Source organism: Martinezella miluonensis (assembly GCF_900094545.1).
GTDB lineage: Bacteria > Pseudomonadota > Alphaproteobacteria > Rhizobiales > Rhizobiaceae > Rhizobium > Rhizobium miluonense.
The window spans coordinates 104,964-119,137 of sequence record NZ_FMAH01000007.1; the positions used below are offsets into that span (position 1 = coordinate 104,964).

Genomic DNA, 14,174 nt, shown 5'->3' on the forward strand with positions numbered 1-14,174 from the left:
CATTGTGACTGGCACAATCGCAACGCCTGCGCGCTGTCCGTGGAGGGCGCGTGGCCATGTCCGGATGGCGCATCGGAAACCGTTGAGCCCATGCTTTAGAGAGCGGCGCTTGCCCGCTCCGTCACATCCGCAAATGGCAGCGCGCCTATCCGATCTCCACAGCTCGATGAGCTGACCACGCCATTGGGCTGGCCGCTAAAAGAACGAGGCCGTCTTATCCGCAAATCGGGGCGTGCGCTTTGATGTAGTCCCAAAGACGGTTGGCGACCGGCCCGTGCGGGCGGTCGCGGCGTCGCGCCGCCACGAGTGCGATATCCATGCCCGGGAAATGCCGCCCCGCTATGGAGAGCAGGCGCCCGTCGCGCAATTCCTCCTCGATCATGAAGCGAGGCAGATGTCCCCAGGCCATGCCGCGAAGGACGATCTCCTTCTTCATCGCATGATCGGCGACCGTACATTGCGGTGCGCCCTCCACCACGTAGAAATTGGTTTTCGGCGTATCCCGGGCCGTGTCGCGAATGATGCACTGGGTCAGTCCGCGCATCTGTTCGGGCGAGATCAGATGCGAGGGGGCAAACGGCAGAAAGTCAGGGGCGACCACCGGCACGAAGGAGATCGTGCCGAGATCGATCCATTCGAGGCGCGGATCGGACTTGTCGATCCAATGGAGGATCAGATCGGCCTCGTCTTCGAAAAGCCGTTCGGACGGACCGCCGATCGTCTCGAAATGCAGATCGAGCCGCGTGTTCGGGCAGCGGGGGAAAAAGCCGCCCAGCAATTGCAGGCCGTTATGCAACGGACAGGTATCGCCGAGGATCACGCGCAAATGTGTCTCCTCTCCCATTGCGAGCTGGCGGGCGTGCACCCGCAGCGCCTCCATTTCGCCGAGCAGGGCCTGCGCCTTGCGATAAAAGGAGCGGCCAGCCTCAGTGAGGTCTACCCGGTAGCCGCTGCGATCGAGCAGGGCGACGCCGAGGTTAGCCTCGAGCTTGGCGATGGCGGCAAACACGGCCGTATGCGACCGATTCAGCGCGTAAGCGGCGGCTTGAAAGCCGCCTTCGCGGACGACCGCGTCGAAGCACTGGATTTCCTGAAGTGTGAATGGTTGCATTGTAGATAATGATTACAATGACTTTCCAATCTTTTCAATTTTTATTGAAGCTGGAGGAAAGTAGCGTCTAACCGTTCTCGACAATGCGCACCGCTTCCCCGGGACCAAATCCCCGCGGCAAGGCGGAAAGCGCCAACAGCAAGAGAAGGACCAGTCATGACGAATAATTCCGCCCAGCTCGCCACGCTCAATCACCAGGAGCCGGCCGCCTTGTCGTTCTTCACCGCCGGCGACGGTGTCAGGATCGCCTACAGGATCGATGGAGCGGACGACCGCCCGGCGCTCATCCTCGCCAATTCCATCGCGACCACCTTGCATATGTGGGACCTCCAGATCCCGAAATTGGCCGGGCACTTTCGGGTTGTCCGCTATGATTACCGCGGCCATGGCGGCTCGGATGTGCCGGCTGGCGCCTATTCGGACGGGCGGCTCGGCCGCGACGTCTTGGAATTGATGGACTGGCTCGGGATCGAGAGGGCGCATTTCCTTGGCCTGTCCCTTGGCGGCTGGGTCGGCCAATGGCTTGCCATCCACGCACCGGAACGCATCGACCGCCTGATCCTCAGCAATACCTCCTCCTATCTCGGCCCTGCCGAAACCTTCGACCGGTCGATAGCCGCGACGCTGGCCGCGCCGGACATGAAGGAAGCTGCCGAAACTTTTCTCGGCAATTGGTTCCCGAAGGCGATGATCGCGGCGAATGGACCTGTCATTGAGCAGTTCCGGGATATGTTGCTGAATACATCGCGCCCAGGCCTTGCCGGCCTGTTTGCCGCCGTCCGTGACGCCGACATGCGCCGCACCATCGCCCTCATCCAAAGGCCAACGCTAGTGATCGCCGGCCAGTTCGATACCGTGACATCGCATGCCATGGGCAAAGCAATCGCCAGCACGATCCCCGGGGCGAGGCTGAAAACCTTTGCTGCCGTGCACTTCTCCAATATCGAGTTTGCGCAGGCGTTCAACGAGGAGGTCCTGGCATTCCTCGATGCGCAACCGGCCTGACGGCGGGTTTGCTGGTACATGATGCCCGATGTAGAGCCGTAAGCTTCGCCTCACGACTCTGCATCGGGCGCCACTTAATATGCGACATGCCAGAAAGTTAAGGCGTTATCGTTCACCCGAGTCGCCGAGCCCGGTTTATCCTGCAGCCCAAGTCCCCAGACAGAGCAGGGCTCCCAGAAGACCCAGGGCCGAAGAGCCCCACCAGACAGGGCGCTTTCGGGTGAGCGCGGCCACCGCCCCTAAGGCGATCGATATTTGCAGCATAGCGACGGAATATGCGTAGAAGTGATGACGATGAATGAGCTCATTGGCTTCATCATCCTTCTGGTCTCTCACTTTCTCAAGTTCCTGTGCTTGAGCGCCAGCGGCCTTCTGCTCGTCCGCATATCGTTGGATCGTTTTATCAAGATCAGGAGGTGCTGACTTGCCGTCAGATGCTAGAAGCTGCTTCTGCGTTTCAACGATCGCTGCCTTGATGCCTTTTGCCTGATAATAGGCCCACTGGTCGGAGGCCTGAGCCTGCTTCTGCGTTGCTTCGGTCTTAAGGGCCAGCGCCTCGTTGATGGTCCCCCCCGCCAGAAGCGAACCAAGAGCCGCAAGGGCAGCGAAGAACGCCGTCGTCAAAGCGATCAAGCGTAGCAGCGAGGCGGACTCTTTCTCGATCTCCTCGTCGATCGCTTCCCGCAATTTGTCGGTATCGACCTCAATCTCCTCAGGCATCGTGCAGCTCCGAAATTTAAACAGAAGGCCGGCATTGCTGCACGGATCATTTAGCGATCATGGCGTAGCCGAATTGCGATCTCAATAGCAGGTTTGTCTTCGAGATGTCTTTCGAACACAATGTTGCTCGCCGTCATCCTCTCAAAAGGATGAGTTCCTGGGTGAGAGACTGGCCGGACCGCGCAGCGCAACGCGTTGCCCCGACACTGTAGCTAACACGGAAAGCGGGCGACTGAGCGTCGCCCTAGTGTTTGCTGCTCATCGATTCGTATGCGGCAGGATGCTTATTCAACCGAAACAACTTCACCCGTGCGCCGATCAATCACAACCTTCAGGTCGTCGCCATCTCGGTCCGAACCTTCGACGATGAAGACATTTCGTCTGCGGGCAACGTCATCCACCTCCCGCATGCCTTCACCCCGTGCGATACGAATGGCCTGACGTTCGCTAATACCCATGTCAACGGGCGGCGGCTCCATGCCGGGATTGACCCGTACGCCGCCAGGGCCGATCTCAATGCTTTGTGAGAACGATGGTGTTGCTGACATGATGGTCACTACTGCAATCGCCGCTATGGCAAGACTCTTGAACATGGGGGGTATCCAGAAAATTATGGGAATCGTGTCGTCAAATTTTCTCTCGCTGTTTCATGGCAAATAATCAAGAGCCGGATTTACTCCTGATAGTCTTCGACGCCGACTTTGCGAGAAATTTACCCGATCATCGCGCCAGGACGGTCGCCGCTCTGCTCGTGTGAGACTGTGGAAATCGGATGCCCTTTGAGGAGGATGTAAACTTATATTCTGCAGCCCGCAGAAGATCATCGATCAGTTTCATGAGATCCGTGTCCCGCAGGCCCGGGAAAGCCAGAGCGGCCTCGCCCATAAGCGTGGAGAGAATGACTGCCGGTGGATAGCTTGCGGTGACCAGAGCCGTAAGACTGTCAGCCAGGTCGTTCATTGCTTTGAGTGCGCCGCCAACCACATCATGTGTTTGTCGCATTTGGGATTTCTCGTTGTTGATCCAACGAAATCCCGGTAGCAGCCCGCGTCTTGCGCAATGGTATAGATAACCGGCTGCATTTTAACGATCTGCCGCTGGGTAGGCATGCCGGCAAACCATCCAACCTGTGACTTGATCCGGGGATTGCAGGTCAAATAAGTGCCGGTTGACCGAGCTTATGATAAAGGCAGCCCGCCATGACATCATCCTCAATCACGGCGGCGCCTGGCTGAGGGGGAGGTGATTTTTCGTCCGGATGGTGCCGATCTGAAGTGCCATCTGTGATTGTGAATCAGACTATGGTCTGAATGCCCAAGGCATAGGTCCAATGGCTGTGGAAAGGTGAAATTTCGGCGATATTGTAGTGCGCGATGATTTGCCGGAACGACCGCGGCCGTGGTGACGGACGTTTTGTGAAGGAGGTGCGCAGAATGTCCGCTCTGTCATTGATACTGCCAACGTCGACCCTATGTTAGCCGACGGCGATGCATAACCAGACCGATGACAACGATCGATTTGGCAGCAATGTAAACGATGATGATGCATGCTCGGTCAGAGCAAATAGCTGGAAAAAGAAGAAACAACACGGAAACGCGCAATCATCAGAATATCTTCCGGTTCGGAATAACCAATTGATGGGATAGAAAATTGAAACCAGCCATAAATACTCCCCCAGCAGGCGAGACACCGAAAACGAGATATATGGAGGCATGCATGTTTGCGATCGAGCCTTCCATCGAGAGCTTGTTTACCGCAGCATTGAAAGCTGGTTGGGATCGCGAGTCCATCCTTCTGGCAATCATAAATAGCGCCATAAGCAATGCTGAAAAAATACAGTCACCTTCTCGAATGATGCATTCATGAACGATAGCTTGTTGAGCAAACCCATGTCAGACAGAACAGTACACCTAACCCAAACAATGCAGTTTTATTTCGCATTCAAGGGTGAGATGAAAAGGCTGAAGGAAGTCTTGGAGCAGGAACGGCGAGTGTGTGGAGAAACAATCGCGACCTTCTATGATGCACGCAGAAATGTACCGTTTGCATTCGAGATCACCCGCTTCGCCGAATGCAGGAAACAGATGGATCGCCTCCTGACAGAGGCTGAGGAAATCGTTGAAGATCTAAATGCTGCTTCAGATACGGTCGCGAATACAAGCTTCGAGACTGCAGGGCCCTCGCGGGCGTCATTGACTTGACGACCTCGGGAAATCGATTGCGCAGGATGGAGCACAATCCGTTGCTCCTATCCGAGATACCGTCGCCATCGATTTTCAGCCAACTTCATCATCCAGACTCAGGCGCAACTGGCTGCATCTCGCACTTGAGCGCCAAACGACATCTGGTTATCGGTTGAACCGAAGCTTGGCGGTAAATCGAATCTCCCACCGTTGATTGCTGCGCGGGTCCCTTGTCCGACCTTTTACCAGCCGAACAGCAGCGCTGCGCCGGTTTGTCCATCGCCGTCCTGCACGATCTGCGTGTCGGTGTTCCTTCCGAATTGGAAGACCCCGTAGGAGTTATCGTTGCCATTCTGCCGCAGCGTGGCGGAATGTCCGTTGCCCCGTTGGTTAACAATGCCGACGTTGTCGCGTCCATTCTGTGCAACGCCGGCATAATTGTCTTGTCCACGTTGACGGATGTCGGCACCGCTCCGCACATGCTTGTAGAAGGAATAGGCTCTCAGGCCGAGGTCCATCATGTCGGCATCCTCTGCGCTCTGGGGTGAGAGATAAAACCCTATCGAACCACCCGCATTGGCAGGGCCGGCCAGCGCCGAGATACCGAGAAATGCTGCAATCGTGGCAGTGCCCAGAGTAGTGGCAAACTTGCGGTTCATGGATGTCTCTCCTTGTTCGGCCATCACCAGCCAATGTCTCACTCTCGCAAAACCAAGCTGAACCGTGCCGGAAGACACCATTCACCTGCCATTTAACTGGCCGGGCAAAGGAGGCTCGCAGACAGGTTGGGAGCTTCCACGCTGCTGCGGTTGCCAAGCAGCGAAAGCCACCCAGCGGTTCCTTGAAACGCTGAGTGGCTCTAAAGTTTGGGCGTATGCAATTCGGACGGAAAAGCCGCCGCGCAGTTTTCCTGTGATGACATTCAGAACGTACCAGTCGCCTGCTTGCTGCAGCTCACATTCGTTCCGTCCAGCTTCAGCCTAAGCTTTACATCGTAGGAAGCACGGGCTGCGCTGACGCTCATTCGGCCGAGCGATGCCGTGCGACCCGCCAATACCGAAAAATCGCCGCTCTGCTGGATGTTCGAGGAGCCCCCGTCGCCGCCGCCGGAGACGCTGACGCTGTAAGTGCCGCTCACGTCCTTGTCGGAATGCACGAGAGGCTCGAGAAATACCGTATCGCCGTCAGTTCTGTCGCGGATTTCGCAGCGAACCGGCCCGGTCTGCGACCGATCGGCATCGAGCACGGCAGCGCTCGCCCCGACGGCAACCAATCCGGCAAGTGTAACCGCCACGACGACGGAAATGCGTCTGTCGGAACTAACCATAGATCGTCTCCTTGTCATAGTGTGGGGAGCGGCCGGGAATGAGGCACCCCGGCCCTCGCCAAGCCGAGGTTAAGGGCAGGTCTGAACAAATGCGGCGACATTGCCGCCACCGCCCTGGCTTACATTGGCGCTGCAACCGTGGCCAACCTGGACGCCTGCCGTGATGTTGTCGTTGCCGTCCTGCGTCAAGATTGCTGTGTGGTTCGAGCCGAACTGGCCAATGCCAGCCACGTTGCGGCTGCCATATTGATAGGTCGCGCCGTAGTTATCGTTGCCCTCTTGCCCAATGGCCGACAGGTTGCGATGGCCATATTGTTGCCCGATGGCATTGTTGTAGCGCCCCTCCTGGTAGAAGCGGACACGGTTGCTGTGGCCGTTCTGCGCGCCACCGGCAGAATTATGCCAGCCGTACTGTTCGATACGTACGTCGTTTGCCAAAGCAGGGGTAATTACAGTGCCGCCGATGGCAGTGGCAACAAGGATGCTGATAATCGACGTGCGGATCATTTTGGCTCTCCTACTGTGCGGATATGACCGCTGTTGAACGACTCCTTGATAAAACTCTGATCTGGAACAGATGCTGAAGGGAGCGTTCATCGAAAATTCATGGCGATAGCCTTCAGGCGGCGATGTGCATGGGTTGGGTGCTGCGCACTCATAGGTACGTCAAACGTCTCAGAGATAGGCATTTGGCAGAAATTGAATGCTGATTGTCATTGCTGCCAGCTTGCGCTCATCGATAATCTCCGGCGCACAGCCAATCGGAGTTTCTTTGATGACCTCTTTGGATACCGGAAGACGCAACGCCTGGATTCTTGCCGTCTGCCAGGCCTTCTATATCTGCGCCATTTCCGTCGATCTGACGCTGACCGGCATCACTGGTTATCAGCTCGCGCCGGACAAATTTCTCGCTACATTGCCCTTCGCGCTGATCACCGTCGGTGCCGCCATTGTGACGGTCTTTGCCGCCTTCATCCTGCAGAAGCTGGGACGGCGTTTTGGCTTCGCACTCGGCGCGCTCTGCGGTGCAGTCGGCGGCCTTGTCTCCGTCTGGTCGATCCTGCATGCCGATTTCTGGCTGTTCTGCCTTGGCACCGCTGGCGTTGGCGCCTTTCAGGGGTTCGCTCAGTTCTATGCGATCGCCGCCGCAGACTCGGTCGGCGCGAGCTACAAGAGCCATGCCATTTCCACCGTTCTTGCCGGAGGTATCTTGGCGGCGCTGATCGGTCCGATGCTGGCGACGACGACAAAGGATCTGCTCTTCGGCATCGCCTTTGCCGGCGCCTATCTTCTTGTGGCGGCGCTTTCCCTGCTTTCGGCTATCGTTTTCCTGGTTTTCTTCCGCGATGTCGGCATCGTCAGTAGCTCGGAGGCGGGGACCGCGCTTCCACCGCGGCGCCTTGGCGAGATCGCCAGCCAGCCGATCTTCATCGCCGGCGTCGCCACGACCATGGCGGGTTCCTCGGCCATGCTGTTCGTCATGACCGCATCGCCGCTGGCCGCAGTCGCATGCGGCTTCAGCATCGAGGATGGCGCGCACATCATCCAATGGCACTTGCTCGGCATGTTTGCGCCGTCTTTTTTCGCGGGCCGCCTTGTCAGCCGCTTCGGCGTCGCTCCGATGCTATCCGCCGGCATGGCGCTGATGGCAACCTGTGTGGCGATCGCCACCATCTCGACCACGCTCACCGCATTCTATCTCGCGCTCGCCGCCCTCGGCCTTGGTTGGAACGTACTTGTGGTCTGTGGAACGACATTGGTATCGCAATCTTATCGCCCGTCCGAGCGCGGCAAGGCGCAGGCACTGTCCGGATTGCTCGGAAATCTCTCGGCGACCGTCGCCACCCTGTCGGCGGGCGCGGTGCTGGAGAGATACGGCTGGTCGACAATCAATCTGCTGACTCTGCCCGTGCTTGCCGTCGCTCTGCTGCTCGTGCTGAGATGGCGCGGCATCAACCGCTCAACGGTGGGAGAAGGACTTGCCTGATCGCCTAATTGTTATGATCGCTTATGATGGCGTCAATCTGATTGATATTGCCGGGCCGCTTCAGGCCTTCGAGTCCGCAACGTTGCAAGCGAAGGATACGGCGTCAGGCTATCGGATGGTAACGGCCTCGGAACGCGGCGGTGCCATCCGTACCGCCCCTGGCCTGATGGTAGAGACCCGGCCGCTCGATGAACTGATCGCCTCCGACATCGACACGCTCATTGTCCCGGGGGGACTTCCCGCCGACGGCGTCTTCGGGCTCGACCGGCTTGTTGCTTGGCTTGCGGTGACCGGTCCTTCCGTGCGCCGGCTCTGCTCCGTCTGCACAGGCGCCTTCCTGCTCGGCGACGCCGGCCTACTCAACGGAAAGCGTGCCACCACGCATTGGTCACGGTCGGCAGAACTGAGCCAGCGCCATCCGGCGATCCGCATGGAGGCCGACTGCATTTTCGTCAATGATGGCCAAGTCTGGACCTCTGGCGGTGTGACCGCCGGTATCGATCTGGCATTGGCACTGATCGAGGCCGACCTGGGCCATGCCATTGCCGCCGCGACGGCGCGCCAGCTGGTAGTTTTCGTCAAGCGGCCTGGCGGCCAGAACCAGTTCAGGACGCCGCTTGCGCAGCAGCATCGTTCGCCTACAACCTTCACGCCACTGCATACCTGGATGGCAGAGCACCTGCACGAGGATCTCCGTGTCGAAAAGCTGGCGGAGAAGGCAGGCAAGAGTCCTCGCAACTTTGCCCGCCTCTATGCCGCCGAGGTGGGATGCACACCGGCGCGGGTCGTAGAATTGATGCGACTGGAGGCGGCGTGCCGTGCACTCGAAGAAACCGGCCGGCCTTTCAAGGCGATTGCGGCCGATGTCGGCCTCGGCAACGAGCAAAATCTGCGGCGCGTCATGCAGCGCCAGTTCGGTATAGGCCCTTCGGACTACCGGGCGCGCTTCAGCGGGCGACTGTAGCTTCGCTTTTGGTCGTTGTGAAAACGTGCTCCCGTGGCAGGGCTCCGATACGCCATAGCGTGGCCAGGATGCCAAGAGCCGAGCGTTTCTTATGTCGCGCGGCGTCGAAGCCCGCGTCTTAAACGGTTTGATCGGCAATCGCCCGGCAACCCCGGTGTCGTGGCATGTCCGACGACAATGATTGAGGCATGCTATCGTCGTCGGACGCTGCACTATCCGGCTCGCGGGTGGCGTCCGGGCCGGCATTTGGAATATTAGCATCTACCACAGGTTTAGCGACCTGCCCGGATGGGCAGGGTCGGTTCCGCGCTCGATTGGCCTACTGTCCTGATGTTCCTGCGACGGCCCTTCCTTGGCCGTTGGAGGGCAGCTCTTGTCCCGAGCTGCACACGCTATTTCCGAACCTTGCCAACGGTCAGCCGGCCGCTGCTCCCATCGGACAGCGTTACCTTTCCCCATGCCGACATGAGGTCCGCCGCTCTCGTGACTTCGATCCGCCCCGTGCGGCCATCCGAGCATTTGACCGGCAGGGCGATTGTCGGGCGCCGATCCGTCAGGTCGTAAGTGCCTGAGCATTTTGCCGAACGCCGTGACGACTGAACCGAAAAGCGGCCGTTGCTACCCGATGCTATGGTCGAGCCCTTGAACGTCTCGCCGGAATCCATCTTAGCGGAAGCCGGAAGAACGATGTCGGCTTGCCTGTTGCTCTGCGGCTTCGACGGTCTCGAACCGGCAATCCTCAAGGCCCTCGCAATGCTCGGGGTCATGACACCACTTCCGGCAAATTGAACATAGTCGTCATAGGGAATGGCGCCTCTCGCAATAGCAGTCAGGACCCGGCGGCAGAACTCAAAACGAACATTGGCCTCAGGCACGCCCATGAGCTTCGCTAGTCTTTCCTGCACCTGCGGATTGATGCCGTGATGGCTACATTCCTCGATATTCCAGTTGAGAGCCGAGGGATCGCTCAGCACGTTCTTATCGTTCTCGTACCCACTCTTGCGGGCGATTGCTCCAGCATTCGCCGACAAAGGAAGCGCGACCATTGCGATGGCCGCCAAGATCATGAGCCTTTTCATTCTACCTCCCATTGCGCTGTTGATATGTTTAGCGTTCCCGCATGGCTTGTGAAGTGCCATTAACGGGTGAGGAGAAAAGATATTCGACTATCCCCCGCTTACCGGTCTGACCGACCTCTGTCAGCCCGACTTTGAATTACCCGGCTATCGGTTGGAGGGTTCTATTGCTATGCTTTGACCCTAGCAATTTTGACCGCATCGGCAGCCGCGACGCGATCGGCATCCGGCCGAAGGACCTCTATCTTGGCGATGCCCAGACGGGCGGAGCATTTCAGGCCAGGGTCCGTGTGCAGGGTGTCGAGCTGGTGGGGGCAGAAAGCTATGTCTACGGCGTTCTCGCCGATGGCCAGGCGATCGTGTTTCGCGTCTCCGGGCGGCCGCAGATTGGCATCGACAGCGAGCTTACCGTCGCAAGCTCAACCAATGTCCTGCGTTTCTTCGTTAGCCGGGGTAACCGAACGCAATAGCCATTGTGAAACATTGCTGTGCGCTTGCAACCGAAGCCGCTGCGTGGCTTGGCCTAGCTTTCGCACGGACAGGTGGGAGTTTCCTGGGCGCGATTGTTCGATATATGCAGGCACTAACACTAACATCGAACTCGGATCACCCAACAGGGCAGACCGATTGTGCATAGGCGAAGTCGGCCCGATTAGTTCGACGGAGGGACCTCAGTGGTCTTTGTAATCCACCTCCAATTTTGCAATGGCGTCTTCTGATCTGCCAAGCGCAAAGTTATCCTCCGGTTTCTCATCTCGGATTAACGATTTTACGATAGGAATTGTCCAAGGGGAGCATCATCGAAAGCCGGTGAAACATGGAAAATGCAGCAGATGACACCGAATTGAGCTTCCATCGCTCCGGTTGCCGTCTAGCGTCCGCCTCGCAGGCTCCACTCTACTCCTTGCTGGAGCGACTCCACGCCGTCCTAACAGGTCCTTTTGACAGGCAGACCATTTGGCAGCTGCATCGTCAGATCAATCAGCAGGCTGCGCTTATCCGCGAGGCCGACATTGCCCTGGCCGGCGCCGAGATCTTCGAGCGCGCCTCCGTGGCTGCATCCATGGGCACATGGCGGTGCGAACTGCCGAGCGAGCAATTGACGTGGAGCGGTGGAACCTATGACCTTTTCGGCTTTCATCGCAGTCATGGACTTGTGCGTGGCGACATCCTGAGAACCTATTCGGAGGAATCCCTGGCCCGTCTGCAGAAAGTCCGCAGTGATGCCATCGAAACAGGCTCTGGCTTTAAACTTGATGCGGAAATCCAAGGTCCGGATATCGGGAAACGGTGGATCAGAATATTCGCCACGGTCGAACGCCAAAATGGGGAACCAATCCGGCTCTTTGGTATCAAGCAAGACATTACGGAAGAAAGAACCGTCTTTGAGCATATGCGGCATCTCGCCGAACACGACGTAATGACGGGGCTTGCCAACCGCACTCAATTTCAAGTGCAGCTTGCCAAGATCTGCGGGCCAAGCGGATCAGGCGGAGCCCTGATGCTCATTGACCTGGACGAATTCAAGGAGATCAATGATACGCTCGGGCATGGCGCTGGAGACGAGTGCCTGATCGAATTCACGCGTCGGCTGTCGACGATATGCCAATGCGCTGATCTGATTGCCCGCATTGGCGGAGATGAGTTTGCGGTCCTCTTCAGCCCCGCCACCGATCGGCACACCATCGAACGCGTCGCTCAGCGTTTGGTTGACGCGGCAAAGGCGCCGATGAACTATTCCGGGTCCGTTTTCAATGTCAGCGCTTCCGTTGGGGTTGCCTTTGCAGAGGGCGAGACGCCGACCGCTCTGTTCACGAAAGCCGACCACGCGCTCTATGCCGCAAAAGCAATCGGCGGCGACGCCTTTCAAGGCTGAAATGACGTTGTCTTCGACGTAATCGCCAGCAGATAACCGGCGCATGCGGCCCGCGGTCTGGCCAATATATGCGATTGAGGGGAATCGAACCGAGAACCCGGTGCTCACGCAGGCAGCATAAGGTGAATTCGCCTTTTAGAAGACAATTGCCAACTCGTGAAAACTGAAAAAAGGATGACGTGCGGTGCGCGCCATCCTTTCTCTAATTTCGTTGTGCCGGTCCCTAAAGTAGCGTCAACTTAATGATCCGCCGGCAACGGCCCTGGTCACGTTGCAGCCCCGACAGCGGAGCCGCGAGTGCTTACACGAAGCACGTAGTAGACTGCCCCACCAATGCCGACGCCGAAGAACCAGCCATAGGTCGCCCACCATTCCGGCAGGATCGACGTGAAGGTCGGCAGGATCGACGAGAACAACGCTCCAACCACGAGAGCGATAAAGGCATTTCTATGCCAGCCGGCCTGGAACCGAAACTCGCCACTTTCCTGGTAGAGCGCAGCAACATTTAGCTCGCCTTTCCGGATCAGATAGTAATCCACCATCATGATCCCGAAGATCGGGCCCATGCTCGAGCCGATGAAGTTGACGAAGTGCGCGGCACTCGTCTCCCACGGCGCGAAGGGATAGAGTATCAGCGCGATCAGGGCCGCAATATAACCGCCCCGCTTGAAGCTGATCTGCCGAGGGAAGACGTTGGAAAAGTCGAATGCCGGCGAGACGAAGTTTGCGACAACGTTGATACCGAGCGTTGCTACCGCAAAGGTCAATGCAGCAAGCAGTGCCAAGAACCAACTGTCGAATTTCGCCGAGATCGCCTCAGGATGTAGCAGCACTTCGCCGTAGACGGTGAAGGCAGCGGTCGTTGTCACACCAGCGACGAGGCAGAAGGCAAGCAAGTTAATTGGCAGGCCCCAGAGATTACCCCTCCGCAAAGTTTTTACGTCCGTGGCATAACGCGAGAAGTCGCAGAAGTTCAGATAAAGCGCTGCAAAGTAAGTGATCCAGGTGGCGGCCACGGCTGCAAGCGCTGGGAAGGAACCCGGCTCACCGGGTACACCTGCGTCCTTCGTCTTTTCCAGCAATACGTCACGCGGGATTTCACTACCGAAGGAGAAGGTGCCTGCCTTGACGATCAAATAGATCGCAAGCACCAGCATCATGATCCAGACGGCGGGACCAGCCAGATCCTGAAATTTGCGCACCGTCTCCATGCCGCGCTGGATGATCAGAAGCTGCAGCGCCCATACGACGACGTAGCAGATGACCTCGAGCGTTGAATGGCCGAGCAAATGGCTGTTTTGATGGTACGCTAGAATGCTCTCGTTGCGGATGAGAAGAGCGACGATGGCACCCGAGGCAGCCGCAGTCTGAGCGCCATACCAGAAGCAGGCGACGACAGCCCGCACCAGTGCGGGGACATTTGCGCCGAAGGTTCCAAAGGAAGCGCGGGCAAGAACAGGGAATGGCACGCCCGTCTTAACACCCGCATTGCCGACCAGGCTCATAAGGAAGAAGATGACCAGCGAGCCGATACCGATCGCGATCACGAAGTTGATGAAACTGCCGCATAGCAGGAAGAGACTTGCGGCAAGATAATATCCCCAAAGGCTGTGAACGTCCGACGTCCACACATTGAAGATACTGAACGCGCCCCATTTCCTCTCTTCGGCAGGCGCCAAGTCTTCGTTATACAGTGAAGGCGATGGATTTTGTATTGTCATTTCCCCTCTCCCCTATGTCTCCGAGTCCGTTGGACTCGAGGAGCAGCATGCTCCCAAAACGGCCATGTGACAATTGGGATATGGTAAGTGTTAGGATACGTAGAGTTCCGTTTCAAAGAACACGGAATGCCGCCGAGGAGTCGAGGCTCGAATCTATCGATGCGACCGGTAATTTTAGACTCACCATTGATGAAATGAGCGAAA

The 14,174-nt window shown here is 57.7% G+C and carries 16 protein-coding genes; 7 read left to right on the plus strand and 9 right to left on the minus strand.

The genetic code is table 11. The features are described 5' to 3' along the window. Nucleotides 1-214: 214 nt before the first annotated feature. On the minus strand, nucleotides 215-1,111 hold the full coding sequence (locus GA0061102_RS09295) for a LysR family transcriptional regulator (protein ID WP_092846169.1): 897 nt from the start codon (nucleotides 1,109-1,111) through the stop codon (nucleotides 215-217). A 156-nt stretch (nucleotides 1,112-1,267) separates the two neighbouring features. Between GA0061102_RS09295 and GA0061102_RS09300 the strand changes: the two genes are divergently transcribed. Continuing rightward, nucleotides 1,268-2,116 (plus strand): alpha/beta fold hydrolase, encoded by an 849-nt coding sequence (locus tag GA0061102_RS09300; RefSeq protein WP_092846171.1) that lies wholly within the window; start codon nucleotides 1,268-1,270, stop codon nucleotides 2,114-2,116. A 135-nt stretch (nucleotides 2,117-2,251) separates the two neighbouring features. Here GA0061102_RS09300 and GA0061102_RS09305 read toward each other — a convergent pair whose 3' ends face one another. The 3 genes from GA0061102_RS09305 to GA0061102_RS09315 form a co-directional block, all read right to left on the minus strand. Continuing rightward, the gene (locus GA0061102_RS09305; RefSeq protein WP_092846173.1) at nucleotides 2,252-2,836 is read right to left on the minus strand and encodes a DUF4337 domain-containing protein; all 585 of its coding nucleotides are present in this window, start codon (nucleotides 2,834-2,836) and stop codon (nucleotides 2,252-2,254) included. Between the two features lie 284 nt (nucleotides 2,837-3,120). Beyond that, nucleotides 3,121-3,429: a PepSY domain-containing protein gene (locus tag GA0061102_RS09310; RefSeq protein ID WP_092846175.1), complete on the minus strand. Its 309-nt coding sequence runs from the start codon at nucleotides 3,427-3,429 to the stop codon at nucleotides 3,121-3,123. 127 nt (nucleotides 3,430-3,556) lie between these two features. Further along, nucleotides 3,557-3,838, minus strand: a complete 282-nt coding sequence (locus tag GA0061102_RS09315; RefSeq protein ID WP_092846177.1) for a hypothetical protein — start codon at nucleotides 3,836-3,838, stop codon at nucleotides 3,557-3,559. Nucleotides 3,839-4,552: 714 nt separating this feature from the next. Between GA0061102_RS09315 and GA0061102_RS32915 the strand changes: the two genes are divergently transcribed. Together GA0061102_RS32915 and GA0061102_RS09320 are read left to right on the plus strand one after the other, a co-directional pair. After that, nucleotides 4,553-4,702, plus strand: a complete 150-nt coding sequence (locus GA0061102_RS32915; protein ID WP_159432152.1) for a hypothetical protein — start codon at nucleotides 4,553-4,555, stop codon at nucleotides 4,700-4,702. After that, nucleotides 4,699-5,037 (plus strand): hypothetical protein, encoded by a 339-nt coding sequence (locus GA0061102_RS09320; protein WP_092846179.1) that lies wholly within the window; start codon nucleotides 4,699-4,701, stop codon nucleotides 5,035-5,037. The genes GA0061102_RS32915 and GA0061102_RS09320 overlap by 4 nt, the downstream gene beginning before the upstream one ends. Nucleotides 5,038-5,261: 224 nt before the next feature. Here GA0061102_RS09320 and GA0061102_RS09325 read toward each other — a convergent pair whose 3' ends face one another. The 3 genes from GA0061102_RS09325 to GA0061102_RS09335 form a co-directional block, all read right to left on the minus strand. Beyond that, nucleotides 5,262-5,678 carry a curlin gene (locus GA0061102_RS09325; RefSeq protein WP_092846181.1) on the minus strand — a complete coding sequence of 139 codons (417 nt, stop codon included), beginning with the start codon at nucleotides 5,676-5,678 and terminating at the stop codon, nucleotides 5,262-5,264. Nucleotides 5,679-5,941: 263 nt separating this feature from the next. After that, a complete protein-coding gene (csgH, locus tag GA0061102_RS09330; protein WP_092846183.1) occupies nucleotides 5,942-6,346 on the minus strand; it encodes a curli-like amyloid fiber formation chaperone CsgH in 405 nt (134 codons plus the stop codon). Between the two features lie 69 nt (nucleotides 6,347-6,415). Next, nucleotides 6,416-6,853, minus strand: a complete 438-nt coding sequence (locus GA0061102_RS09335) for a curlin (RefSeq protein ID WP_092846185.1) — start codon at nucleotides 6,851-6,853, stop codon at nucleotides 6,416-6,418. 268 nt (nucleotides 6,854-7,121) lie between these two features. Here GA0061102_RS09335 and GA0061102_RS09340 point away from each other — a divergent pair, with 268 nt between their 5' ends. After that, nucleotides 7,122-8,333: an MFS transporter gene (locus GA0061102_RS09340; protein ID WP_092846300.1), complete on the plus strand. Its 1,212-nt coding sequence runs from the start codon at nucleotides 7,122-7,124 to the stop codon at nucleotides 8,331-8,333. Then, entirely contained in the window at nucleotides 8,326-9,297 is a 972-nt protein-coding gene (locus GA0061102_RS09345) for a GlxA family transcriptional regulator (protein ID WP_245297953.1), read from the plus strand. The genes GA0061102_RS09340 and GA0061102_RS09345 overlap by 8 nt, the downstream gene beginning before the upstream one ends. Before the next feature lie 392 nt (nucleotides 9,298-9,689). Here GA0061102_RS09345 and GA0061102_RS09350 read toward each other — a convergent pair whose 3' ends face one another. Beyond that, nucleotides 9,690-10,376 (minus strand): hypothetical protein, encoded by a 687-nt coding sequence (locus tag GA0061102_RS09350; protein WP_092846189.1) that lies wholly within the window; start codon nucleotides 10,374-10,376, stop codon nucleotides 9,690-9,692. 164 nt (nucleotides 10,377-10,540) lie between these two features. Here GA0061102_RS09350 and GA0061102_RS09355 point away from each other — a divergent pair, with 164 nt between their 5' ends. Both GA0061102_RS09355 and GA0061102_RS09360 read left to right on the plus strand, forming a co-directional pair. Further along, on the plus strand, nucleotides 10,541-10,843 hold the full coding sequence (locus GA0061102_RS09355; protein WP_245297954.1) for a TOBE domain-containing protein: 303 nt from the start codon (nucleotides 10,541-10,543) through the stop codon (nucleotides 10,841-10,843). Between the two features lie 347 nt (nucleotides 10,844-11,190). Continuing rightward, nucleotides 11,191-12,249: a sensor domain-containing diguanylate cyclase gene (locus GA0061102_RS09360; RefSeq protein ID WP_092846193.1), complete on the plus strand. Its 1,059-nt coding sequence runs from the start codon at nucleotides 11,191-11,193 to the stop codon at nucleotides 12,247-12,249. A 266-nt stretch (nucleotides 12,250-12,515) separates the two neighbouring features. On the opposite strand, the gene GA0061102_RS09365 is transcribed toward GA0061102_RS09360, so the two are convergent. Further along, the gene (locus GA0061102_RS09365) at nucleotides 12,516-13,970 is read right to left on the minus strand and encodes an NCS1 family nucleobase:cation symporter-1 (RefSeq protein ID WP_092846195.1); all 1,455 of its coding nucleotides are present in this window, start codon (nucleotides 13,968-13,970) and stop codon (nucleotides 12,516-12,518) included. Between the last annotated feature and the right edge of the window lie 204 nt (nucleotides 13,971-14,174).

Bases quoted from the DNA above. Each gene is read 5' to 3' on its own strand.
- GA0061102_RS09360 (WP_092846193.1), top strand. From the start codon at position 11,191: ATGGAAAATGCAGCAGATGACACCGAATTGAGCTTCCATCGCTCCGGT.
- GA0061102_RS09300 (WP_092846171.1), top strand. From the start codon at position 1,268: ATGACGAATAATTCCGCCCAGCTCGCCACGCTCAATCACCAGGAGCCG.
- GA0061102_RS09315 (WP_092846177.1), bottom strand. From the start codon at position 3,838: ATGCGACAAACACATGATGTGGTTGGCGGCGCACTCAAAGCAATGAAC.
- GA0061102_RS09340 (WP_092846300.1), top strand. From the start codon at position 7,122: ATGACCTCTTTGGATACCGGAAGACGCAACGCCTGGATTCTTGCCGTC.
- GA0061102_RS09325 (WP_092846181.1), bottom strand. From the start codon at position 5,678: ATGAACCGCAAGTTTGCCACTACTCTGGGCACTGCCACGATTGCAGCA.
- csgH (WP_092846183.1), bottom strand. From the start codon at position 6,346: ATGGTTAGTTCCGACAGACGCATTTCCGTCGTCGTGGCGGTTACACTT.
- GA0061102_RS32915 (WP_159432152.1), top strand. From the start codon at position 4,553: ATGTTTGCGATCGAGCCTTCCATCGAGAGCTTGTTTACCGCAGCATTG.
- GA0061102_RS09295 (WP_092846169.1), bottom strand. From the start codon at position 1,111: ATGCAACCATTCACACTTCAGGAAATCCAGTGCTTCGACGCGGTCGTC.
- GA0061102_RS09350 (WP_092846189.1), bottom strand. From the start codon at position 10,376: ATGAAAAGGCTCATGATCTTGGCGGCCATCGCAATGGTCGCGCTTCCT.
- GA0061102_RS09365 (WP_092846195.1), bottom strand. From the start codon at position 13,970: ATGACAATACAAAATCCATCGCCTTCACTGTATAACGAAGACTTGGCG.
- GA0061102_RS09320 (WP_092846179.1), top strand. From the start codon at position 4,699: ATGAACGATAGCTTGTTGAGCAAACCCATGTCAGACAGAACAGTACAC.
- GA0061102_RS09335 (WP_092846185.1), bottom strand. From the start codon at position 6,853: ATGATCCGCACGTCGATTATCAGCATCCTTGTTGCCACTGCCATCGGC.
- GA0061102_RS09305 (WP_092846173.1), bottom strand. From the start codon at position 2,836: ATGCCTGAGGAGATTGAGGTCGATACCGACAAATTGCGGGAAGCGATC.
- GA0061102_RS09310 (WP_092846175.1), bottom strand. From the start codon at position 3,429: ATGTTCAAGAGTCTTGCCATAGCGGCGATTGCAGTAGTGACCATCATG.